Annotated in this window: 12 protein-coding genes; 4 read left to right on the top strand and 8 right to left on the bottom strand. The window is 72.7% G+C overall.

The genetic code is table 11. The annotated features are described in order from the left end of the window. The first annotated feature begins 13 nt into the window (after positions 1 to 13). Positions 14 to 10,450 carry a type I polyketide synthase gene (locus tag IH68_RS58100; RefSeq protein ID WP_051833569.1) on the top strand — a complete coding sequence of 3,479 codons (10,437 nt, stop codon included), beginning with the start codon at positions 14 to 16 and terminating at the stop codon, positions 10,448 to 10,450. 58 nt (positions 10,451 to 10,508) lie between these two features. Continuing rightward, positions 10,509 to 11,567: a ketoacyl-ACP synthase III family protein gene (locus tag IH68_RS0119935; protein ID WP_030937005.1), complete on the top strand. Its 1,059-nt coding sequence runs from the start codon at positions 10,509 to 10,511 to the stop codon at positions 11,565 to 11,567. A 94-nt stretch (positions 11,568 to 11,661) separates the two neighbouring features. Here the strand turns inward: IH68_RS0119935 and IH68_RS0119930 are convergent, their stop codons facing one another. The 7 genes from IH68_RS0119930 to IH68_RS0119900 form a co-directional block, all read right to left on the bottom strand. Next, positions 11,662 to 12,438, bottom strand: coding sequence for an FkbM family methyltransferase (locus IH68_RS0119930; RefSeq protein WP_030937002.1), 777 nt, complete (start codon positions 12,436 to 12,438; stop codon positions 11,662 to 11,664). Positions 12,439 to 12,517: 79 nt separating this feature from the next. Continuing rightward, positions 12,518 to 13,285, bottom strand: coding sequence for an ABC transporter permease subunit (locus tag IH68_RS0119925; RefSeq protein ID WP_030937000.1), 768 nt, complete (start codon positions 13,283 to 13,285; stop codon positions 12,518 to 12,520). Positions 13,286 to 13,288: 3 nt separating this feature from the next. Then, a complete protein-coding gene (locus tag IH68_RS0119920; protein ID WP_051833566.1) occupies positions 13,289 to 14,257 on the bottom strand; it encodes an ABC transporter ATP-binding protein in 969 nt (322 codons plus the stop codon). Positions 14,258 to 14,338: 81 nt separating this feature from the next. Then, positions 14,339 to 15,121 carry an NAD-dependent epimerase/dehydratase family protein gene (locus IH68_RS0119915; protein WP_051833564.1) on the bottom strand — a complete coding sequence of 261 codons (783 nt, stop codon included), beginning with the start codon at positions 15,119 to 15,121 and terminating at the stop codon, positions 14,339 to 14,341. Continuing rightward, positions 15,105 to 16,595 carry an NDP-hexose 2,3-dehydratase family protein gene (locus IH68_RS0119910; RefSeq protein ID WP_063763526.1) on the bottom strand — a complete coding sequence of 497 codons (1,491 nt, stop codon included), beginning with the start codon at positions 16,593 to 16,595 and terminating at the stop codon, positions 15,105 to 15,107. Before IH68_RS0119910 ends, IH68_RS0119915 begins: the two co-directional genes overlap by 17 nt. A 59-nt stretch (positions 16,596 to 16,654) precedes the next feature. Then, positions 16,655 to 17,449, bottom strand: a complete 795-nt coding sequence (locus IH68_RS0119905) for a 4'-phosphopantetheinyl transferase family protein (protein ID WP_078912517.1) — start codon at positions 17,447 to 17,449, stop codon at positions 16,655 to 16,657. Beyond that, positions 17,446 to 18,297 carry a metallophosphoesterase family protein gene (locus tag IH68_RS0119900; protein ID WP_030936988.1) on the bottom strand — a complete coding sequence of 284 codons (852 nt, stop codon included), beginning with the start codon at positions 18,295 to 18,297 and terminating at the stop codon, positions 17,446 to 17,448. The genes IH68_RS0119905 and IH68_RS0119900 overlap by 4 nt, the downstream gene beginning before the upstream one ends. A 296-nt stretch (positions 18,298 to 18,593) precedes the next feature. Between IH68_RS0119900 and IH68_RS0119895 the strand changes: the two genes are divergently transcribed. Then, positions 18,594 to 19,364, top strand: coding sequence for a thioesterase II family protein (locus IH68_RS0119895; RefSeq protein WP_030936984.1), 771 nt, complete (start codon positions 18,594 to 18,596; stop codon positions 19,362 to 19,364). A 46-nt stretch (positions 19,365 to 19,410) separates the two neighbouring features. Next, positions 19,411 to 19,626 carry an acyl-CoA carboxylase epsilon subunit gene (locus IH68_RS0119890; protein ID WP_030936981.1) on the top strand — a complete coding sequence of 72 codons (216 nt, stop codon included), beginning with the start codon at positions 19,411 to 19,413 and terminating at the stop codon, positions 19,624 to 19,626. Positions 19,627 to 19,785: 159 nt separating this feature from the next. Here the strand turns inward: IH68_RS0119890 and IH68_RS0119885 are convergent, their stop codons facing one another. Then, a complete protein-coding gene (locus tag IH68_RS0119885) occupies positions 19,786 to 22,662 on the bottom strand; it encodes a helix-turn-helix transcriptional regulator (RefSeq protein ID WP_051833562.1) in 2,877 nt (958 codons plus the stop codon). Between the last annotated feature and the right edge of the window lie 46 nt (positions 22,663 to 22,708).

Genomic DNA, 22,708 nt, shown 5'->3' with positions numbered 1-22,708 from the left:
GAAATGGGGCACGATGGCGAGCAATGAAGAGAAGCTGCGGGACTACCTGAAAAGGGCGACGGCCGACCTCCGGCAGACCCGCCAGCGCCTTCATGACGTCGAGGCGAGCCGTCAGGAGCCGGTCGCGATCATCGGCCTCGGCTGCCGCTTCCCCGGCGGAGCCGACACTCCCGAGGAGTTCTGGCGGCTGCTCGCCGAGGGCCGTGACACCGTCGCCGACTTCCCCGCCGACCGGGGCTGGGACCTCGACGGCATCTTCGACGCGGCGGGCGGCACCGGTACGACGTACGCCCGCCAGGGAGCCTTCCTCTACGACGCCCCGCTGTTCGACTCGACGTTCTTCGACATCTCCCCCCGCGAGGCCATGACCATGGACCCCCAGCAGCGGCTGCTGCTGGAGACCTCGTGGGAGGCACTGGAGCGGTCGGGCATCGAGCCGGGGTCCCTGCGCGGCAGCCGGACCGGCGTGTTCACGGGCACCAACGGCCAGGACTACCTCGCGCTGATGCTGGGCCGGCCCGAGGAGTCCGACGGGCATCTGACCACCGGCATCACCGCGTCCGTGCTGTCGGGCCGGGTGTCGTACGTGCTCGGCCTCGAAGGGCCCGCGGTGACCGTCGACACCGCGTGCTCGTCCTCGCTGGTCGCCCTGCATCTGGCGGTCCAGGCACTGCGCGCCGGCGAGTGCGACCTGGCCCTGGCCGGTGGCGTGACCGTGATGTCGACACCGGGCGCCTTCGTGGAGTTCTCGCGGCAGCGCGGACTGGCCGCGGACGGCCGGTGCAAGGCGTTCGCCGAGGGCGCCGACGGCACCGGCTGGGGTGAGGGTGTCGGCGTGCTCGTGGTGGAGCGGCTGTCCGACGCCCGCCGCAACGGGCATCCGGTGCTCGCCGTGGTCCGCGGCACCGCCGTCAACCAGGACGGCGCGTCCAACGGCCTCACCGCCCCCAACGGCCCCTCCCAGCAGCGGGTGATCCGTTCCGCACTGGCGGGCAGCGGCCTCGCACCCGCCGATGTCGACGCCGTCGAGGCCCACGGCACGGGTACGGCGCTGGGCGACCCGATCGAGGCACAGGCCCTCCTGGCCACCTACGGCCAGGACCGCGAACGGCCCCTGTGGCTGGGCTCCGTGAAGTCGAACATCGGGCACACCCAGGCCGCCGCAGGTGTCGCCGGTGTCATCAAGATGGTCCTGGCGATGCGGCACGGGACGCTGCCGCGCACCCTGCACGCCGAGGAACCCACGTCCCGCGTGGACTGGACGGCCGGCGCCGTCCGGCTGCTCCACGAGAACACCGACTGGTCCCGGGACGGGGACCGACCGCGGCGTGCGGGGGTGTCCGCCTTCGGTGTCTCCGGCACCAACGCCCACGTCGTCCTCGAACAGGCCCCCGAGGAGCCGGCCGCCGACCCGGACACCCCCGCTCCCGTGCCGCCGGTCCTGCGCCTGCCCTCCGCGGCCGTGCCGTGGATGGTCACCGGCCGCACCCCTGTCGCCCTGCGCGAACAGGCCCGGCGGCTCGCCGACTTCGTACGCTCCCGCCCCGGGACGGATCCGGCGCGCACCGCCGCCGCGCTGCTCACCACCCGGTCCGTGTTCGAACAGCGGGCCGTGGTGCTCGGCACCGACCAGGACGAGCTGCTGCGCGGCCTGGACGCCCTTGCCGCCGGTCACGCACGACCCGGCCTGGTCACCGGATCCGCCGCCAAGACCGGCCGGACCGCCTTCCTCTTCGCCGGCCAGGGCTCCCAACGCCTCGGCATGGGGCGAGAGTTGTACGACGCGTACGAGGTGTTCGCGGACGCCTTCGACGAGGTGTGCGCCCAGGTCGACACGACCCTCGAACGGCCGCTGCAGGACGTCGTGTTCGGCACGGACCCCGACCTGCTGAACCGTACCGAGTACGCGCAGCCCGCCCTGTTCGCCCTGGAAGTCGCCCTGTTCCGGCTCGCCGAGTCCTTCGGCGTACGCCCCGACGTGCTGCTCGGCCACTCCGTCGGCGAGCTGGCGGCAGCCCACGTGGCGGGGGTGTGGTCCCTCGCCGACGCCTGCCGGCTGGTGACCGCCCGCGGCCGGCTGATGCAGGCGCTGCCCGAGGGCGGCGCCATGGTCTCCCTGCAACTCCCGGAGGCCGAGGTGCTGCCCCTGCTGGAGGGGCGCGCCGACCGGGCCGGGATCGCCGCCGTCAACGGACCGGGCGCCACCGTGATCGCCGGAGTCGCCGCCGATGTCGAGGAGATCGCGCAGCAGGTGAGGGCGCAGGGCCACCGGGCCACCGCGCTCCGTGTCAGCCACGCCTTCCACTCACCGCTGATGCAACCGATGCTGAGCGACTTCCGCCGCGTCGCCGAGTCGCTGGAGTACCACCCGCCACGGCTGACCGTGGTCTCCGACCTCACCGGCCGTCCGGCGGACCCCGACGAACTGACCGACCCCGACTACTGGGTGCGGCACGTCCGCCATGCCGTCCGCTTCGCCGACGGCGTCCGCACCCTGACCGGCCTCGGCGTCACGCGCTGCCTGGAACTCGGCCCCGACGGCACCCTGTCCGCCCTGGCGGCGCAGAGCCTGCCGTCCGAGGACGAGGTGCTCGCCGTCCCGGCCCAGCACAAGGACCAGCCCGGCACCCGGGCCTTCGAGTCCGCCCTCGCCGCCCTGCACACGCGAGGCGCCGCCGTCGTCTGGACCGGCCTCCTCACCGGAACGGGAACCGGCACCGGCACCAGCACCGGCACCGTCACGGCCGACGGCGCCGCCCCCGCGCCCGCACCGCCGGAGCCGCTGCCGACCTACGCCTTCCAGCGGCGCCGCGCCTGGCTGCCCACCGCTTCGTCCGGCCCCGCCGGCATCCGTGCCGCGGGCCTCGGCGCCGCCCGGCACCCGCTGCTCGGCGCCGCCGTCGAACTCGCCGACGCCGGCGGCATCCTGCTCACCGGCCGGCTCTCCGCCCGGTCCCGGCCCTGGCTCGCCGATCGCGAGACGGCGGGCACCACCCTGCTGCCCGAGTCGGTCCTCGTCGAACTGGCCGTCCGGGCCGGCGACGAGGCCGGCTGCACGGTCCTGGAGTCGCTGACCGTGCGCGAGCCGCTGCCGCTGCCCCGGCGGGGAGCGGTGCGGATGCAGATCCTGGTCGGCGCCGCCGACGACACGGGACGGCGTACAGTGACCGTCCACTCCCGGCCGGACGACGACGAGGGCGACCAGCCCTGGCGCTGCCACGCCGAGGGCACCCTGGGCACGGCCGACCGGCCCGCCGGGGACGCACCGGCCACCGGAGCCTGGCCTCCCGAGGACGCTGAGCCGGTCGACGTGGACGGCCTCTACGAACTGCTGTCGCTGCACGGCCACTCCTACGGTCCCGCCTTCCGCGGTGTGCGCGCCCTGTGGCGTCGCGGCGGCGACCTCTTCGCCGACCTCGCCGTCCCGGACGAACTGCGCGACCAGGACCCCGGGGCTTTCGGCCTCCACCCGGTACTCCTCGACGCGGCCGTGCAGACCGCCCTGTCCGCCGTGCCCGAGGCGGGCGGAGGCCGGATCGTGCTGCCGCTCGGCTGGCAGGGTGTCACCGTGCACGCGACCGGAGCCGGAGCCGCGCGACTGCGGGTCACCGGCGCGGGCACGGATCATGTCCGGCTCACCCTGATCGACGCCGAAGGACGGCCACTGGCCACCGTCGACTCCGTCGCCCTGACCGCCGTCCCCGTCGCGGACCTCGCCACGGACGGGCCGGCCGACGGGCTGTACACGCTGGAGTGGGCGCCGCTGTCCGACCGCACCACCGACGTCGGCGCGGCCGGGCGCGAGGACGGCGGCTGGGCGGTCCTGGGAGCGGTCGGTGCGGGTCTCGCGGTTCACCTGACCGCGCAGGGCCTGCCGGTCCGCGCTCACCACGACCTCGCTGCCCTGCGCAGCGCCCTGGACGACGGTGCCGCGCTGCCCACGACGGTGCTGCTGCCGGTCGGCTCCACCGGCCGACCCGCCGACAGCGCGGGCCTCCCCGCCGCGGCCCAGGACGCCACCGCGGCCGTCCTGACCACCCTGCAGGAGTGGCTGGCCGACGAGCGCCTCGACGCCGCCCGGCTGGTGGTCCTCACCCACCACGCCGTGGCGGCCGGCGCCGACGACCGCGTAGCCGACCTCGCGCACGCCCCGGTCTGGGGACTCGTCCGTACGGCCCAGTCGGAGCACCCCGGCCGCTTCCTGCTCGTCGACCGTGACACGGCCGACGCCCTTCCCCCGGCCGCCGTACGCGACGACGAGCCCCAGATCGCCGTACGCGGCGACGCGTTGCTGGCACCCCGGGTGGTCCGCGCCGCGCGTCCGGTCGAGGAGACGGAGGAGACGGCCGCGGCGTTCGGGCCGGACGGCACGGTTCTGGTCACCGGCGGCACCGGCGGACTGGGCGCCCTGGCCGCCCGGCACCTGGTGACCGGGCACGGCGTACGACGGCTGCTGCTGGTCAGCCGGTCCGGGCCCGCCGCACCGGGGGCGGCCGCACTGCGGGAGGAACTGACCGTGCTCGGCGCCGAGGTGACGGTCATGGCGTGCGACGTCGCCGACCGCGCCGCCCTGGCCGCGCTCCTCGCCTCAATGCCGGCCGAGCACCCGGTCACCGCGGTCGTGCACACCGCCGGTGTTCTCGACGACGGCCTGCTCACCTCCCTCACCCCGGAGCGCCTGACCACGGTCTTCGCCGCCAAGGTCTCCGCCGCGGCACACCTGCACGAGCTGACGAAGCATCAACCCCTGTCCGCCTTCGTGGTGTTCTCCTCCGCGGCGGGCCTGCTCGGCAATCCCGGACAGGCCAACTACGCGGCCGCCAACACCTTCCTCGACGCCCTCGCCCAGCACCGCCGCGCCGCCGGACTGCCGATGACGTCACTGGCGTGGGGACCGTGGGAGCGGTCCGCGGGTATGACGGCCACCCTGGACCGTACGCACACGGCCCGGACTGCCGCCCGGGGCGTCATCCCGCTCTCCGCGGAGCACGGACTGTCCCTGTTCGACAGCGGCACGGCCGCCGATCGGGCGCTGCTGCTGGCGATGCGGCTCGACACGGGGGCCCTGCGCTCCCACGCGCAGAACGGTGAGCTGCCGTCGCTGCTGCGCGGACTGCTGCGGGTCACCGTCCGCCGGGACGCGGCCACCGCGGCCGGGCAGGGCGGCGGATTCGCCCGCCGGCTCGCCGCACTGCCCCGCGCGCGTCGGCACCGGGCGGTGGCCGAACTGGTCACCGGCCAGGTCGCCGCCCTGCTCGGCTACGACAGCGCCGACCTGGTGGGCTCGGACAAGCCGTTCAAGGAACTGGGCTTCGACTCCCTCGCCGCCGTCAACCTGCGCAACCGGCTCGGCCAGGAGACCGGACTGCGCCTGCCCGCCACCCTCGTCTACGACCACCCGACCTCCAGCGCCCTGACCCGCCACCTGGTCACGGCACTGGGGCTGGACGCCGAACAGAACGACAGCGACGGCACCTTGACACGCCCCGCTGCCGCCGTACCCGACGACGACCCGGTGGTGATCGTCGGCATGGGCTGCCGTTACCCCGGCGGAGCGGATTCCGCGGAAGCGCTGTGGCGGCTGGTCGCCACCGGCGCCGAGGGGCTGGGCCCCTTCCCCGCCGACCGTGGCTGGGACCTGGACGCGCTGTACGACCCGGACTCCGACCGCCCCGGCACCACCTATGTGCGCGAGGCGGGATTCCTGTACGACTCGGGCGAGTTCGACGCCGAACTCTTCGGTATCTCGCCCCGAGAGGCGCTGGCCATGGACCCGCAGCAGCGGCTGCTGCTGGAGACGGCCTGGGAGGTGTTCGAGCGGGCGGGGATCGCGCCCGTCTCCCTCAAGGGCAGCCGCACCGGTGTGTTCGCGGGCGTGACCTACCACGACTACGCGTCCGGTATGCAGATGGGCACCGCCGGAAACGTGGCCGCGGGACGGGTGTCGTACGTGTTCGGGCTCGAGGGCCCCTCGGTGGCGGTGGACACCGCCTGTTCGTCCTCGCTGGTCGCCCTGCACCTGGCGGCGCAGGCGCTGCGCGCCGGGGAGTGCGACCTGGCACTGGCCGGCGGGGTGGCGGTCATGTCGCAGCCGGACCCCTATGTGGCCTTCAGCCGCGAGCGCACCCTCGCCGCCGACGGCCGGTGCAAGCCGTTCTCGGCCGACGCCGACGGCACCAACTGGGCCGAGGGCGTGGGCCTGCTGCTCCTGGAACGCCTCTCCGACGCCCGGCGGCGCGGCCACACCGTGCTCGCCCGGATCGCGGGCAGCGGCATCAACCAGGACGGCGCCTCCAACGGACTGACCGCCCCCAGCGGGCCGGCCCAGCAGCGGCTGATCCGCCAGGTGCTGGCCTCCGCCGGACTCACCGCGGCCGACGTGGATGCCGTGGAGGCACACGGCACCGGCACCCCGCTCGGCGACCCGATCGAGGCCCAGGCGCTCGTCGCCACCTACGGGCAGAACCGTGAACGGCCGCTGTGGCTGGGTTCGATGAAGGCCAACATCGGCCACACCCAGGCGGCCTCCGGGGCCGGCGGGGTGATTAAAATGATCATGGCGATGCGGCACGGCCTGCTGCCCCGCACCCCGCACACGGACCGGCCCACCCCGCACGTCGACTGGTCCGCGGGCGCGGTGGAACTGCTGCACGAGGACGTGGCCTGGCCGCGCGGCGACCGCCCGCGCCGGGCCGGCGTGTCGTCCTTCGGCATCAGCGGCACCAACGCGCACGTGATCATCGAAGAGCCGCCCCGGGACGGGGAAGACGCCACCGGCGGTGCCGACACCCCTGTCGATGCCCACACCGCCGGCGGCACCCGGACCGGGGCCCCGGCGCTGCCCGGCCGCATCCCGCTGCCGCTGTCCGCGCGCAGCGCGGTGGCGCTGCGCGGGCAGGCGGCCCGGCTGCACGCCTTCCTGGCGGAGGAGCCGACGGCACTGCTGCACGACGTGGCCCTGTCGCTGGCCACCACGCGGTCCGCACTGGAACACCGCGCCGTGCTCACCGTCACCGACCACGACACGGCCCTGCGCGTCCTGAAGGCGCTGGCGGACGGCACCGAGCCCGACCTCCCCGTCATCAGCGCCGCCAGGGCCGGCTCGGACCGGCCACCCGTCGTACTCGCCTTCCCGGCGCCCGACGCCCGGTGGACGGCGAGCGCAGCCGCTCTGGCGGGCTCCGCCCCGGTGTTCGCCGAGACACTCACGGCCTGCGGAAGGGCCCTGTCCCCCCTGGTCGGCTGGACCCCCGCCGACGTCCTGGCCGGCCGCACCGCAGCCGACTGGCAGCAGCGGCCCGAGATCGCGCGGCCGCTCGGCTGGGCGGTGGCCGTCGCCATCACTGCACTGCTGCGCTCGTACGGCATCGAGCCCGCGGCGGTGACCGGTGAGGGGTACGGCGAGATCGCGGCGGCCTGCGCCGGCGGGCTGCTGTCCCCGGAGGCCGGCGCCCGGCTGGCCGTCCACCACAGCCGTACGACGGATGAGAGCGTCCCCTCGGTCCGGTTCGGGCCCGCCGAGGTGCCGTTCCACTCGGCGGCGACCGGCGGATGGCTGGACGCGGGGGAGGAGACCGACGCCGAACGGTGGGCCGCGGACCTGGCCGAGGGCTCCGGCCGCTTCGAGGAGGCACTGCGGGCGCTGCTCGACAGCGGGCACCGCACGATGGTCGTCCTCGGCGGGGAGCAGCCGGCCGGCGGCACGGAGCCAGGTGCCGGTCACCCCGGGGCGGGCGAACATACGGATCTGCTGCCGCTGGCCGGCCCGGACGTGCCCGACCTGACGGCTCTGCTCGCGCACCTGCACGTCCGGGGCGTCGAGATCGACTGGGAGGCCGTGTTCGCGCCCACCGGAGCCCGCCGGGTGCCCTTGCCCACGTATGCCTTCCAGCGCCGCCACTACTGGATGCCCGCCGCTCCCCGTCCGGACGGCGACACGCCGCTCGCCGGATCGGCCGGACCGGCGGCGGACGGGCACCCGCTGCTCGACTCGGTCGTCGAACTCCCCGAAACGGGCGGGCTGTTGCTGACCGGAGGCCTGTCGCGGGCCGGCCAGCCGTGGGCCGCCGCGCGGACCGTGGCCGGCACCGTCACGGCGCCCGGGTCGCTCCTGGTCGAACTCGCCGTCCAGGCCGGTGACCGGGTCGGCTGCGACCGGATCACCGAACTGACCGCGGAGGAACCACTGGTCCTGCCCGAGGACGGCGAAGTCCAGCTGCGGGTGACCGTCGGCGAGGCCGGCGCGTCGGGGGAACGCCCGCTGGCGGTGTACTCCCGGCCGGCCGGCGCGCTGCCCGGCACCCCCTGGACCCGCCATGCCCGCGCGGTGCTGTGCTCCGGCGGCGGCCCGGCCTCCTTCGACCTGGAACTCTGGCCGCCCGCCGAGGCGGAGACAGTCGACCTGGACGACCTGCCCACCTCGCGGACGGACGGCCTGCTGGGGCTGTGGCGGCACGGTGACGATGTGTTCGCCGAGGTCGCGCTGACCGCCGAGCAGCGGCCGGAGAGCGCCCACTACGGCCTGCACCCGGCCCTGCTGGACAGCGCCCTGCGCGCCCTCGCCCTCACCATGACGGACGAGACCGCCCCACAGGACACCGTCCGCCCGCCGCTGCCCGACTCCTGGCACCAGGTGGCGCTGTACGCCGAGGGCGCCTCGACACTGCGCGTACGGCTGACCCGGACCGGCCCCGACACCGTCGCCGTGGACGCGGCCGACGACACCGGCGTGCCTGTCGCAGCGATCGGCGCGATCCAGTTCCGTCCCGCCGACCCCGCACGGCTCACCCGTGCCCGCACCGCCCAGCACGGCCCGCTGTTGCGGCTGCGCTGGACCGGGACGGCGTGCGAGAACCCCAAGGACAAACCCCGTTGGGCGCTCGTCGGCCCCGATCCGCTCGGCGCCCGGTCGGCCCTGATGAAGGCAGGCGTCTACACCGAGGCGTACCCCACCCTCGGCGCCCTCACGAAGGCGGTGGACTCCGGGGTGGCCGTGCCCGACGCGGTGCTGGTCGGCTGTGCACCCGAGCTCGCGGACACCGCCCTGGCCCAAGCGGTCGGCCACGCGTCCGAACTGGCCCGCACTTGGCTGTCCGAGGAGCGGTTCGCCGACGCGCGGCTGGTGTTCCTGACCCGTGGTTCCCTCACCGCCGTCGACGGAACGGGGGCACCGGACCCGGCGGCGGCGGCCGTATGGGGCCTGATCCGCTCCGCACAGCTGGTCGACCCCGGCCGACTGGTCCTGGCCGACCTGGACGGCACCCGAGCGACCTGGCGTGCCCTGCCGGCCGCGCTCGCCACGCCCGAGCCGCAACTGGCCCTCGTCCGGGGCGCCGTGCACGTGCCGAGGCTCGCCCCCGTGGAGACTTCGGAAGGCAGCACGGGAGTCCTGACGGACCCGTCGGGCACCGTCCTCGTCACCGGCGCGACCCGGTCGGCCGCCGCCACGGTGGTGCGGCACCTGGTGGCCGAGCGAGGCGCGCGGCGGTTGCTGCTCGCGGCCCCGGCGCACGGCGACGGGTTCGCCGAGCTGGCGGCGGAACTGACCGCGCTGGGTGCCGAGGTGACCGTCGCGGACTGTGACCCGGCCGACCGGGCGGCGCTGGCCGCGCTGGTGGAGTCGGTGCCCGCCGGGCACCCGCTGACCGCCGTCGTGCACACGGCGCAGCTACCGGAGGACGGCGAGACGGCGGAGGAACTCCTGGCGCAGGAGCTGCGGTCGGCTTCGAACCTCGTCGAACTGGCCGATCACCGGATACCCGCCGCCGGGGCCCCCTTGGTCTTCCTGTCGTCCGCCGCGGGCACGCTGGGCGCCGCCGGCCGGGGCGGCGAGGCCGCACTGGGAGCCTTCCTCGACGCTCTCGCCCTGCGCCGCCGTGCGGCGGGGCTGCCGGGGATGTCGGTGGCGTGGGGACCGTGGGACATCGGGGACGGCGTGGCGAGCGGCGCGCTCGCGGGTGTGGCACGGCTGCCCCGAGCCGCGGGCCTGGACCTCTTCGACGCGGCCTGCGCCCTCGACGCCCCCACCGCCGTGCTGCTTCGTCCGGACGCGGCCGCCCTCGTCGGCGGATCCGGCGACGAGAGCCTGCCGGCGCCCCTGCGGGGCCTGGCCGGACCAGCGGCCAGGCGCCGGGTGGGGCAGCGGGGGAGCGCGGGAACCCTCAGCATGCTCCGGCGCCGCCTCGCCGGTCTGGCCGACGCCGAACGCGAAGCCGTCCTCATGGACATCGTTCGTACGGACGTCGCCGCGGTGCTCGACTACCCGTCGCCCGAGGCCGTCGAGGCCACCCGCGCCTTCCGGGACATCGGCCTGAACTCGCTCACCGCCTTCGCCCTGCGCAACCGGCTGCGTGAGACCACTGGACTGCGGCTGCCCGCCGCCCTGCTGTTCGAAGTCGACACCCCCGGACGGCTGGCGGCGCACCTCAAGGACGAACTCCTGCGCCCGTGACACCGGCCACCGCACCGCACGCCAGCAGTAGCCCGACACCCAAGGAGGAGAAGCACAGATGAAAACGGACGGCGTCTATGTCGACACGGTCGGGGCCTACATCCCGGACCGGTGGGTGAGCGTCGAGCAGGCGGTGCGGGAAGGGCTCTACGACGAGTACTCCGTCCAGTACGGCACCGGCCTGACCGCCGCGTACATCGCGGACGACCTGCCCGCGCTGGACATGGCGGTGCTGGCCGCCCGGCAGGCGTTCCGCCGGTCCGCCAATGACCTCGAGGACCTCGACTACCACGTCCACTGCACCGCCGTGCAGCATGGCCCCGAGGGGTTCTACCCGCCCGGCTATCTGCTGCGTGAGCTGGGCGTGAGCGGGGTGGCCAGCACGGACGTGCGCCAGCATTCCAACGGCCTGCTGGCCGGTATCGAGGTCGCCGTCGGCCAGTTGACGGGCGCCGCCGGCGCCGAGACCGTGCTGGTGACGGCGGCGGAGAACTTCACCAGTCCGCTGATCGACCGGTGGACGGGGTTCGGTACCGGATTCACCGCCAGCGACGGTGGCGCCGCCGTCCTGCTCAGCGGCGAAGGAGGGTTCGCGGCGCTGCGCGCGGTGAATTCCGGGACCCAGCCGGAACTGGAACAGTGGCATCGCGGCGAGGAGTCGCTGCTGCCGTTCCGCGGGGAACAGCGCAAGGCGTCCGGCACGATGGAACTGCTGTCCTACTTCAACCAGCACGTGATGCCCCTGGACAAGTGCATGGAGATGATCCGCGACTTCGAGCTGGACATCGTGCACCGGTCGCTGGTGGACGCGGGGCTCAACGCGTCGGACCTGAGGTGGGTGGTGGCCGCGAACAGCGACTCCCGCATGATCGACCAGATGAAGATGCAGCCGCTGGGCCTGCCGATGTCCCGCTCCACCTGGGACTTCGGCAAGGAGTACGGCCATATGGGCGCCTGCGACATGGCGGTCTCCCTGAACCACCTGCTGGTCAACGGGCTGCTGTCTCCGGGCGACCACATCCTGATGACCACGTCGGCGTCCGGCTGGGTGTCGACCTCGGCCGTCCTCACCGTTCTCGAACTGCCGGCCTGGGCCCAGGAGCAGCCGGTCTCCTGAACGGGGACATCGAGGCAGCGAAAGACCCGGCACCGCGAGGACGAGGTGCCGGGTCTGTTCGCGGTGGCCGGGGCAGCGAGGCGGCCCCGGAGTGTCAGTTCTCGCGCCTTGCGTACACCATGGAATAGCGGAAGACCTCGGGCAGGTGCGCGGCGTTCTCCACCGTCACGGAGAAGCCCTGTGCGTCGAGGATGTCCCGCACCGCGTCCAGGCGGCCGTCGAGGTCCTGCACCTCGATGACGGTCTGGCGCACGCGCTGCCAGTCCGCCGCGTCCAGTCCTTCCATGACCTCGAGTTCCGCGCCCTCGACGTCGATCTTCAGCAGGTCGATCGGACCCTCGGGCGCCCATGTGCGCAGCTTGTCGGAGAGCCGGTTCACCTCGGCCTCCACCTCGAAGCCGGCCATGATGCGGTCCAGGGCTTCCTGGCCGATCTGCTCCACCGTCAGCTCCTGCCCGACCTTCTTCTGCTCGGGGTACCGCGTGGAGTTGCCGGGCAGGGCGGGGTAGAACGTGAAGCGGACCTGCTCCTCATACCGACGGCCCAGAGCCGAGCGCACCACCTCCACGTCCTTCGCGCCGTGGCTGTCCAGGTTCTCCAGCAGCGCCTGGTGAATGGCCGGAATCGGCTCGAACGCCAGGATCTTCGCGCCGGGGAACTCCTGCTTGACGAAGAGGGAGAACAATCCCACATTCGCTCCGGCGTCCACGATCCGCGAGGAATCGGAAAGCTGGATTCCGTGCTTGAGATACGTGCGCTCGACGAATATCTCGTTGTAGATGAAGTCGACTTCGGAGAACAGCGCGCCCTCCGTCTGCGGAACGAAGAACGAAACGCCGTCAGCGACCTGAACTGACCTGATGTCGGTCATGAAGTGCTCCCTGAGCCGTGGATTGCTGCTCAGTGTGCCTCGCGGAACACCAGCAATTTCCTAGACTTGGACGGGCTGTTCAGGCATCCCGGTTACGCAGCACGAGATACCCGCCGAGCACGGCCGCGGCCACCCACAGCAGCATGATGGCGAGGCCGCCACCGGGCCCGTACGGCACATCCGATTTCTCGACCACCCGCGCCATGGCCAGACCGGCCTGGTCGGGAAGGTAATGCGCGGCGTCCTTGGCGCCGGGCACCGAGGCCAGGATCTGCGTGACGAGGAAGAAGAACGGCATGAGAATGCCCATGGACAGCATGGAACTGCGCAGCATGGTGGCCACGCCCATCGAGAACACGGCCATCAGTGTCATGTAGAGCCCGGCGCCCAGCGTCGCGCGCAGCACGTTGTCCGCGCCGATCGTGGTGCTGTGGGAACCGAGCGCGGCCTGCCCGGCGAAGAAGGTCGCAAAGCTGGTGACCATGCCGACCACGAGCGCGGCACCGGTCGCAACCGTCACTTTGCCGAAGTAGAAGACACCGCGCCGCGGCACCGCCGCCAGCGAGTTGCGGATCATGCCGCTGCTGTACTCGCCGCCGACGACCATGACCCCGAACGCGATCATCGCCAGCTGGCCCAGAACGCCGCCGGCGAAGCTGGTGCCGGCGGCGTCGAAGGAGAGCTTCTCCTGCTGCGACAGGTCGTCGTACTGGGAGTTCGACAGCGCGCTCACCAGCGTGCCGAAGACCACGGTGACGGCGAAGGCGGCGAACAGGGTCCACCCCGTGGAGCGGACCGTGGTGAGCTTGGCCCACTCGGAGCGGAGGGTCGCGATGGGTGCGGACATGGGTCAGGACTCCTTGCCGGTGGTCTGCGGTGCGGGCCCGCCGCCGGGCGACTCGGCGGCCGCGGCGGACGGACCGGTGCGGTACTCGGCCGCCTCACCGGTCAGCGCGATGAACGCGTCCTCCAGGGACGCGTGCTGCGGGCTCAGCTCGTGCAGCAGGATGCCGTGCGCCAGGGCGAGTTCACCGAGGCGCTCCGACGGGACCTCGGTCACCTCGAAGGCACCGGAGCCGTTCTCGGTGGCGGTGATGCCGACGGCGGACAGCGCGTCCCGCAGCTTCTCCGGTTCGGGCGTGCGGACCCGCACGGACGACCGGGAGTTGCGGTCGATGAAGTCCTCCATGCTGGTGTCGGCGAGCAGCTTGCCGCGGCCGATGACGACCAGGTGGTCGGCGGTCAGCGCCATCTCGCTCATCAGATGGCTGGAGACGAACACCGTGCGGCCCTGCGAGGCCAGCCGTCGCATCAGGGTGCGGATCCAGTGGATGCCCTCCGGGTCGAGGCCGTTGACCGGCTCGTCCAGCATCACGATCTCCGGATCTCCGAGCAGCGCCGCGGCGATGCCGAGCCGCTGCCCCATGCCCAGGGAGAAGCCCTTGGGTCGTTTCCTTGCGACCGAGTCCAGACCGACCTCATGAAGCACTTCGTCGACCCGGGTCAGGGGTATGCCATTGCTGAGCGCCAGGCACCTGAGGTTCTGATACGCGCTGCGTCCGCCGTGCATTGCCTTCGCGTCGAGCAGCGCACCGATCTGACGCAGCGGCTCCTTGAGCCGGGCGTAGGGCCGGCCGTCGATGTGAACATGGCCCGAGGTGGGGCGGTCCAGACCGAGCATCATCCGCATCGTGGTGGATTTGCCCGCTCCGTTGGGTCCGAGGAATCCGGTGACGCAGCCGGGCCGGACCGTGAAGGTGAGGTCGTCGACCACAACCTTCTCGCCGTACCGCTTGGTCACTCCGGCAAGCTCAATCATGCAGCTCACGCTAAGCGGAGGAGTGTCCTCCGACCTGTGTTCGCGTAACTTGTCTAGGGGTTCTCGTAGTCGACGGCGCCGTCACAGGCCGAGCCGTGCCCCCAAGTCCACCGGCAAATCGGTGTAGTAGGGCAGATAGGCGTCCAACAGGGCGCTCAGATAGTCCTGGTCCGCGGTGGCGGTGCGGAAGTCCGGCACCCGTCGGCGCAGACGTTCCACGGAGGCATGAGTGATCGCGGGCGAGCCCGGGCGATGGATGCGGCGGGCTGTGACACCGAGGCGCTGTTCGATGGCCGTCACGATCGACTCCACCGGCTGCGGAACTCCGGAGGCCAGATTGAGGAGCTCCCCGCTGACCCCGTCCTCGAGGAGCCGCTCGACCGCGTGCAGCAGATCCCGCATGTCCAGCAGATCCCGGTGCGCGCCCCGAAGGACCGTCACCTCGCCTTCGACGATGTTCCTGACGAGGGTGGGCAACAGTTGGTGCGGCCGCTGATGGCGGCCCACCACATGGCTCAGCCGCAGGATCAGGTGTTCGGTACCGGAGGAGCGCACCACGCTCTCCAGGGCCAACTTGTGCCGCCCGTAAGCGTTCGGCGGCCTTACGGGGTCCGTCTCGGAGGCCTGGCCGGGCGGGAAGCCGTACATGGAGAAGGAGGCCGTGGAGAAGAACAGCAGTCGCCGACCGTGCCGCCGGCACTCCTCCAGCACGTCGTAGAGGACGCGGGCCTCGCGGTCGTACTCGTCGAAGGCGGCCGTGGCCGTGCTGGAGACGCCGGAGGCGAGTGCCGTCACTTCCGGGAAGCGGTCGTCGAACGCGGCTGCCAGATTGCGGGCCAGGAAGCCGTCACCGATGATCCGCACGGATCTCTCCCCTCCCCTGGGCGGTGCCCGCGATCCCCGCAGCGCCGATGCCGGCCACGGGCAGTCCGGGGGCGATGCCCGCGACGGTGCGCAGGGCCGCGACCAGGGTCCGTGCCTGCATGTTGACGTAGTGGCTGTGCTTGAGCAGCTCCCCGAGCTGACGCAGTGTCACCCAGAGGTAGTCCTCCGGCACGTCGGTGGGGACGCTGTCGTCCGCCTCGATGATCAGGTAGCGGTTCTGGGCGTTCAGGAACCGGCCGCCCTCCTCCGACAGCAGCGTGTCGAACAGCACCTGCTCCGGACGGGCCTCCTCCACCACGTCGAGGAAGAGGGGGCCGTCCCCCGGCAGCAGATGTGCGTAGTTCCTCGGGGTGCACTGCACGGTGGGGCCGAGTTCGATGACGTCCAGATAGCCCGGCTCGACCCGGGCACGCATCAGGCAGTGCAGCACACCGTCGATCCGACGCACCAGCATCGCCGCCACCCCCAGACCGTGTGGTTCGAGCAGCGGTTGCGACCAGGACGCCACCTCACGCCGGTTCGAGACGACGTCCACGGGGACGATGCTGAAGAACAGGCCCCGCTCGTGCGAGATGCGGTCCTCGGCGCGGATCCAGCCGCGTCCCTCGATCTCGCGCAACGGCAACAGCTCGGCGCTGACCTCCCGCTCGCTCTGCTGTGTGGTGATCCAGCTGCGGACGGCCTCGTCCGAGTGGATGCCGGGAGCCGGTCCGGCGCTGTGATGCCAGTCGGGCAGACAGGACAGGACCGTACGTGCGTCCATGTTGACCAGATTCTCGTAGTGCAGCAGAGCATTGACCTGACGCAGCGTCAGCCAGCAGAAGTCCTCGCCCGCCTCCACCTCCGGGCCGACCTCGACGATCATGTTGCGGTTGCGCTTGCAGAAGAACCACGAGCCCTGCTCGGACTGGAGCACATCCGCGAGTACGCGATGGCCCCGCGCCCGCGGCTCACGGAAGGAGTCCAGATACGGCACCGGTGAACCACCGTGCACCCGCGTGTAGTTGCTCTTGGTGGCCTGCACGGTCGGGGACAGCTGCACCCCGTTGACATTGCCGGGCTCGGTCTTCGCCTGCATCAGACAGTGCAGCACCCCGTTGATCTCGCGGACCGCGACGCCCAGGATGCCTATCTCCGGCTGCCGGATGATCGGCTGGCTCCACTCCGGGACCGGCCCGAAGTCGGTGCGCACCTGCAGCCCGCGCACCGCGTAGAACCGCCCGCTGTGATGTTCCAGGTCGCCGGTGTCCGGGTGGAATCCCCAACCGGACAGGTCGGCGAAGGTGGTGCGGCGCACCTCCTGGCTGTGCTTGCGGCGCCGCTCGTCCAGCCAGTCGAAGAACTGGACGTCGGACATCGCCTCGCCGCCGGTGGCCGTCGCCGAGGCGGCCAGCCGCGCGGCGAGGACCGCTTCGGTATCGGACTGGGGACCGGTCGCGTTGAACTGGGGCATCGCTGCCTCTCCTTCGAATCGACGTCGGCCCACGGCGCCCGCCGCGGACCGTGGGGTCACTACGGCGGGAAGATTGGGCCGGGACGCGTCGACGCCCCGGATGCGCCGGCCATGGACCGGTCCCCTGGCACACCGGCACATGGGCCGTCTCCCGCGGGGCGCGCGGCGGGTGCGAGCGCGGTCAGCACCAGGCCCTGGTCGACCAGCCACCGCCCCGTGAGTTCGGCGCCACCGCCGACCGGACCCGCGAAAGCGAGCGGCACCGGTATCAGCAGCCGGACCGAGAACGTACCCCGTGCCGCGCCGGCGGCATCGGGCTCACAGGTGAAGCGCACCCGGGCCTCCTCGAACCCGAGCGGCCTGCGGGTGAGCGGGAACCAGACTTTGTACACCGACTCCTTCGCGCTGAACAGCAGCCGGTCCCAGGGCACTTCCGGCACCGTTCGCCGCAGCCGGGCGAGGTCGGCGCGTTCCTCGGGCAGCGACACTGCCTCCAGGACGCCGTCCGGCAGCGGGGCGGCCGACTCGGCATCGATGCCGAGCGCCACCAGGTCGGTGCTTCGGGCGACCGCCGCCACCCGGTAGCCGTCACAGTGGGAGATCGCACCGACCACCCCCGCGGGCCAGCCGGGCTCACCGCGCGGTCCTGGCAGCAGCGGCACCGCCTCGATCCCCAGTGCGGCCAGCGACAGCCGGGCGCACCGGCGACCGGTGGCGAACTCCCGCCTGCGCTTGTCCACCGCCCGCGCCACCACCGCCGCCTCCTCCGGAAACAGCGGGGGCGCCACCAACTCGCCGAGGACCTCGGTCACTTCCACGTGGTCCGGCAGCAGCCGACGCATCAGCGACGTCATCGGGAACCTCGCCGGGGAAGGATCTCGCGCAGCAGCGGATCGGGTATCCCGCGCGCCTGCCACTCGCGCGGATAGCCCAGCGACACCTCCCGGTGCGGCACCCCGTCGTGCCAGATGGTGCGGGGGATGTGCAGATGGCCGTAGACGACGGTGGCCGCCCGGTAACGCCGGTGCCAGTCTTCCGTGGCGGTGGTCCCGCACCACAGCGCGAACTCCGGGTACCGCAGAATGCGGGTCGGCTCGCGGATCAGCGGGAAGTGGTTCACCAGCACGGTCGGCAGATCCGGCGGGCAGGCGTCCAGCCGCTCTCGGGTGTACGCCAGCCGCGCCCGGCACCAGGCCGCGCGGTCCGGGTAGGGGTCGCTGTGCAGGAGGAACTCGTCGTTGGCCACCACCCCGGCCTCCTCCGCCCGGGCGAGCGCGTCCGCGGGGCCGGTGGCACCGGACGGCAGGAACGAGTAGTCGTAGAGCAGGAACAGCGGTGCGATCACCACCGGCCCGTCGGGGCCGGGCCACTGCGCGTACGGGTCCTCCGGGGTCAACACCCCCAGGGACCGGCACAGTTCGACCAGCCTGCGATAGCGGGCCTCACCGCGCAGGGTCACCGGGTCGTCCGGGTGGGTCCACAGTTCGTGGTTGCCCGGCACCCACACCACGGTGGCGAACCGCTCGGCGAGCAGCCGCAGCACCCACTCGATGTCCGAGACCAGCTCCCCGATGTCACCGGCGACCATCAGCCAGTCGGAGGGATCGCGGGGGCGCAGGTCCCGTACGACGGCACGGTTCTGCTCGTAGGCGACGTGCAGGTCACTGACCGCGAAGAGCCTGCCGCCCGGGACACGGCTCACCGCTTCTTCGCTCTCTCGCCGGGCGCGGGCCGCGGATCGGTGGTGCTGGGCATGGAGACTCCTCGTTTGCGCGTCCGGAGCCTCGAATACGCGTCCGGCGCTCAGCTTTATGTCACCGCCCCGGCCGAGCGCACAACACGCTGACGCCCCTGAGGGCGGAGTACTTGGGAAACGCCCAGACTTCCGCCCGGCACGGCCGTCCGGGGCCGACGGTGCCGGATAGTGGCGGAAGATCCACATGAACAGGCCAGTGCTCAAGACCACTGGAATCGGCCAACAGAGGACGGACGAGCAGCGTGAGTGTTTCCCCCGTCGACGACGGCCTGTGGTGCCGGCGGTTCCACCCGGCTCCCGACGCCGCCCACCGTCTGGTCTGCTTCCCCCACGCGGGCGGCTCGGCCAGCTACTACCTGCCGGTCTCCACGGCCCTCGCCCCCCGCGTCGACGTCGTCGCCGTGCAGTACCCGGGCCGCCAGGACCGGCGCAACGAGCCGTTGATCGACGACATCGCCACGCTCGCGGACCACGTGTACGACGTGCTGCGCAGCTGGGACGACCGTCCGCTGACCTTCTTCGGACACAGCATGGGCGCGCTCGTCGCCTTCGAGGTGGCCCGGCGGTTCGAGCGGGAGGGCAGCGGTCCGGTACGGCTGTTCGCCTCGGGCCGGCGAGCCCCCTCCCGCTACCGCGACGAGAACGTCCACCGGCGCGACGACGACGGCATCGTCGCCGAGGTCAAGGCGATGAGCGGCACCGACGACCGGCTGCTGGACGACGACGAGCTGATCCGGATGATCCTGCCCGCGCTGCGAGGTGACTACCGGGCGGTCGAGACCTACCGAAGCGCACCGGGCGCCACGGTCGCCTGCCCGATCACCGCCCTCGTCGGCGACAGCGATCCCAAGACGTCCCTCGACGAGGCCCAGGACTGGGAGAAGCACACCAGCGCGGACTTCGACCTGCGGATCCTGCCCGGCGGCCACTTCTACCTCAACAGCCGCGCCGCGGACGTGCTGAAGGTGCTCGACGACCACTTCGCGGCACAGGCCGCGACCCGGGGCGCCTGACCGGCACCCTGCCGGGAGCACGACCCGACACAAGGAAGGAGATCAGGTGAGCACATCCGACGACACCGCCCTGGTACGGGTCGAGCGGGGCACGGCCAGCCAGGAGGAACTCGCTGCGCTGACCGCCGTCCTGCTGGCGCGTGCCGTCGCCGGCCGCCCCGATCCGCACCCTGCCGTCCCCTCCCGCGGCGACGCCCGCTGGAGCCGTCCGGAACGCCGCCCCTTCTACCGGTCGCCGGTGAGCTGGCGCGGGGCGTCATGACCACGGCGCCTCGCGGGTACCGCCGCGCCGGAGGAGGATCCGCCGGCGGCGGGAACGGGCGTTTGAAGCTGGGCTCCCGGCGAGGTCGGCCGGGTCGGTACCTGCCGGTCGGAGCCGCTGCCGGCCCGGGGTTCCGGTACGGCGTTCCCGAGGTCCTCTTCAGACCACTCCATGGGGACGGATCTCCTCGCCGGGCGGCGGCGCGCCCGCCGGGTCGAACAGCCCCGCTTCCTTGAGGGCGTCGGCGAGGCCCGAACGGCCGGACGTGGACATCTTGCGGTAGCAGCTCGTCAGATGCTTCTCCACGGCCCGCCGCGTGACGCCGAGGGCGTCGGCGATGGCCTGGTTGGTCAGACCCTGCACAGCCATCTGAGCCACCATCCGTTCGGCCGACGTCAGCCGTGCCGGCGCCGTGCCGGCGACCGCCGCGGGCCCCAGCATCTCCTGTGCGCGAGCCGCGACCTCGGACGCCCCGCACTCCACGGCCAGCTCGTACGACGTGCGAAGCGCCGTCTCCGCCTCGCCGGCATGGCGCGGTGCCACCGCCTCCGCGAGCTGCAGCAGCACCACCGACCGCGCGTGCAGATCGGCGGACCCCTCCAGCACCTCGGCGGCCTCCCGAAGCAACCTCGGTGCCGTGGCCTTGCCCGTCACCGTTGCCTGCAAGACCAGCGCGCGGCCCACGCCCGCCGGGGCACCCCAGGCCCGCGCCTGCTCGAGGTGTTGTGCGCACAGCTCTTCGGCCCGGTCCACCTCACCCATCCGGTGCAGCGCGCGCGCCGCCCAGTACTCCGCCGGTGCCAGCATCGGATTGCGCCAGCCGGATCGCTCCAGCGCGTACCCGGCGTCGAGGAAGTGCTCCATCGCCACGCCCGGCTCGTGCCGCTGCTCCGCCATCACTCCCCGCACCAGGGTGAACAGCCCCGGCAGCCTGCAGCTCTCGTACAGTCCGCGGGTCGGCTCCGGCAACGAACCGACCAGTTCCGGTTCCCGGGTCCTGAGCGCCACCATCACCAGGGCGAGCGCCGACAGTGTGCTCACCTCCTCCGTGTCCACCACTGAGCAGGCCTTCAGCGCCCGTTCCCGGGCGGCCGTGAGCCGGCCCTGGGCGAGCAGCACCAGCGCCTGCTCGCTGAGGATCACTGACTCCTCCAGTCGCCCTCCCCGGCGCACCGCGTCCCCGAGGGCCGTGTCCAGCCAGGGCGCCAGCCCCGCCACCGAGTCAGCGGTGACTGCGACCGACACCATCAGCGGCAGCATCGTGTGCACATGTGCCGCGGAGGCCGGCTCGTGGTCCAGCACACGACGCGCGAGCGCCCCCACCTCCGCGGCGGTCAGCCTGGCGGACGCCGTCGCCGAGTGCAGCAGCGTCACCAGCAGCTCCCGCTGGCCGCTGCCGGACATCTCCGGTCGTTCGCCCAACGAGGCCAAGCGGTCCAGGGTGGTGGCGAGCACCGCTGGATCGTTCGCGCACAGGTAACGCAGCCGGGCTTCCAGGCGCAGCTCCAGCGGGCGCCGGTCGGCCGGAAGCGCCTCGGCGGTCGCCAGCTCCTGCGCCGTCTGCCGCAACAGATCGCCCAGCGAGAGCAGCGTGGCACCGGGCGACACCGGGGTGAGCGCGGTCAGCGCCTCGGCCCGGGCCAGCGGGCTGGGCAGCAGGGGGAACGCCTGGGCGACATGCCGTACGGCGACCGAGGGAGCGAAGCTGCGCTCCACGGTCGCCAGCTCCACCAGCAGCGCGGCCCGTGCCTTGCTGTGCGGCAGGGCGTCACGCAGTGCCCGGCGCAGATAACGGGCGGCCGTCCGGGGTGCGCCGCTTCGCACGGCCGTGACGGCCGCGTGCCGCAGTGCCGCCACCGCGTCGTCGTCCAACTGGGCGGTGGTGGCGAGCAGATGGCCGCCCACCCGCTCGGGGGTGCTGCCCCGGTAGCGCAGCACTGCGGCGGCCTCCAGATGCAGCCGGTTGCGTTCGGCCGGCGGTGTGATGTCCTCGATCGCCTCGTGCACCGCCCGATGCGCCAGCCGCAGGCCGTCCTGCCAAGTGACCAACCCGAGCCGGCGCAGCCGCCGCAGACTGTCGTCCCGGTCCACCGGGTCCAGCCCGGCCAGTGCGCCCAGCACCTGCGGGTCGGCGTCGTCCCCGAGGACCAGCAGTGCACGGGCCGTGGCGAGCACGGACGGCGGCTGCTCCCGCAGACTCAGCAGCAGGCGCCGGCGCAGCGCCGGAGGCACCAGCCCGGCCACCTGCGGCGCCGCGGCCGCCACCGGGGCGATGCCATGGGTCCGGCACTCCTGGAGAAGCGACACGAGATACTGCGGGTTGCCGCGCGTGACATCGTGGCACGCGGCCGTGAACTCGGCGTCGCCAGGAACGCCCAGGTGGTCCAGGATCAGGGCGTCGACGGATGTCACGGCGAGCGGGGCCGGCAGCAGGGTGTACTCGGCGGACGCGACCGGGCGGATGACGGGCGGCTCCGCCGCGGGCTCTCCCTCGCACACGGTCACCGCGACCAGGATCCTCCGGTGGACCACCTGTTGCACCAGCTCGTCGAGCCAGTCCAGGGTGCCCTCGTCCGCCCAGTGCAGATCGTCGACGAGCAGAACCGGGGTACGGTCCTGGCTGATGTTCTCCACCATGGAAAGCAGGGCGCTCGTGATCGTCGGGGTGTGTTGTTTGGGCGTCTCCGGGTCGCTCTGCAGGAAGGGGAGCGCGGGCCGGGCGGGCCCCGAGCACCACCTGCGCACGAAAGGGCCCGCCTTGACGACGGGCTCCAGCAACTGCCGGGCGACACCGAGGGGGAAGTCGCGCTCCGCGGGTGCGGCGTAGGCCCGCATCACCAGGGGCCGCACTGGTGCCGCCGACCCGGCAACCGAGCCGACGGTCAGTCGCGTGGCCAGTTCACCGATCTCTTTGAGCACGGCGGACTTGCCGATGCCGGGCGGCCCGCTGATCACGACGAGGGATCCGCTGCCCTGCACGGCGAGCCGGAGGGCCTCTGCCGCCACTTTCAGTTCGTTCTGCCGCTCAAGCAACATGCCAGCGGCCTCCTTGCACGGTCTGGTTGAGCATGGGGGGTGAAAA

The sequence above is a fragment of the Streptomyces sp. NRRL S-646 genome, from assembly GCF_000720765.1.
Taxonomy (GTDB): domain Bacteria; phylum Actinomycetota; class Actinomycetes; order Streptomycetales; family Streptomycetaceae; genus Streptomyces.
This window is presented reverse-complemented; position numbering and strand designations above follow the sequence as displayed.

Bases quoted from the DNA above. Each gene is read 5' to 3' on its own strand.
- IH68_RS58100 (WP_051833569.1), top strand. From the start codon at position 14: ATGGCGAGCAATGAAGAGAAGCTGCGGGACTACCTGAAAAGGGCGACG.
- IH68_RS0119935 (WP_030937005.1), top strand. From the start codon at position 10,509: ATGAAAACGGACGGCGTCTATGTCGACACGGTCGGGGCCTACATCCCG.
- IH68_RS0119930 (WP_030937002.1), bottom strand. From the start codon at position 12,438: ATGACCGACATCAGGTCAGTTCAGGTCGCTGACGGCGTTTCGTTCTTC.
- IH68_RS0119925 (WP_030937000.1), bottom strand. From the start codon at position 13,285: ATGTCCGCACCCATCGCGACCCTCCGCTCCGAGTGGGCCAAGCTCACC.
- IH68_RS0119920 (WP_051833566.1), bottom strand. From the start codon at position 14,257: ATGATTGAGCTTGCCGGAGTGACCAAGCGGTACGGCGAGAAGGTTGTG.
- IH68_RS0119910 (WP_063763526.1), bottom strand. From the start codon at position 16,595: ATGCCCCAGTTCAACGCGACCGGTCCCCAGTCCGATACCGAAGCGGTC.
- IH68_RS0119905 (WP_078912517.1), bottom strand. From the start codon at position 17,449: ATGACGTCGCTGATGCGTCGGCTGCTGCCGGACCACGTGGAAGTGACC.
- IH68_RS0119885 (WP_051833562.1), bottom strand. From the start codon at position 22,662: ATGTTGCTTGAGCGGCAGAACGAACTGAAAGTGGCGGCAGAGGCCCTC.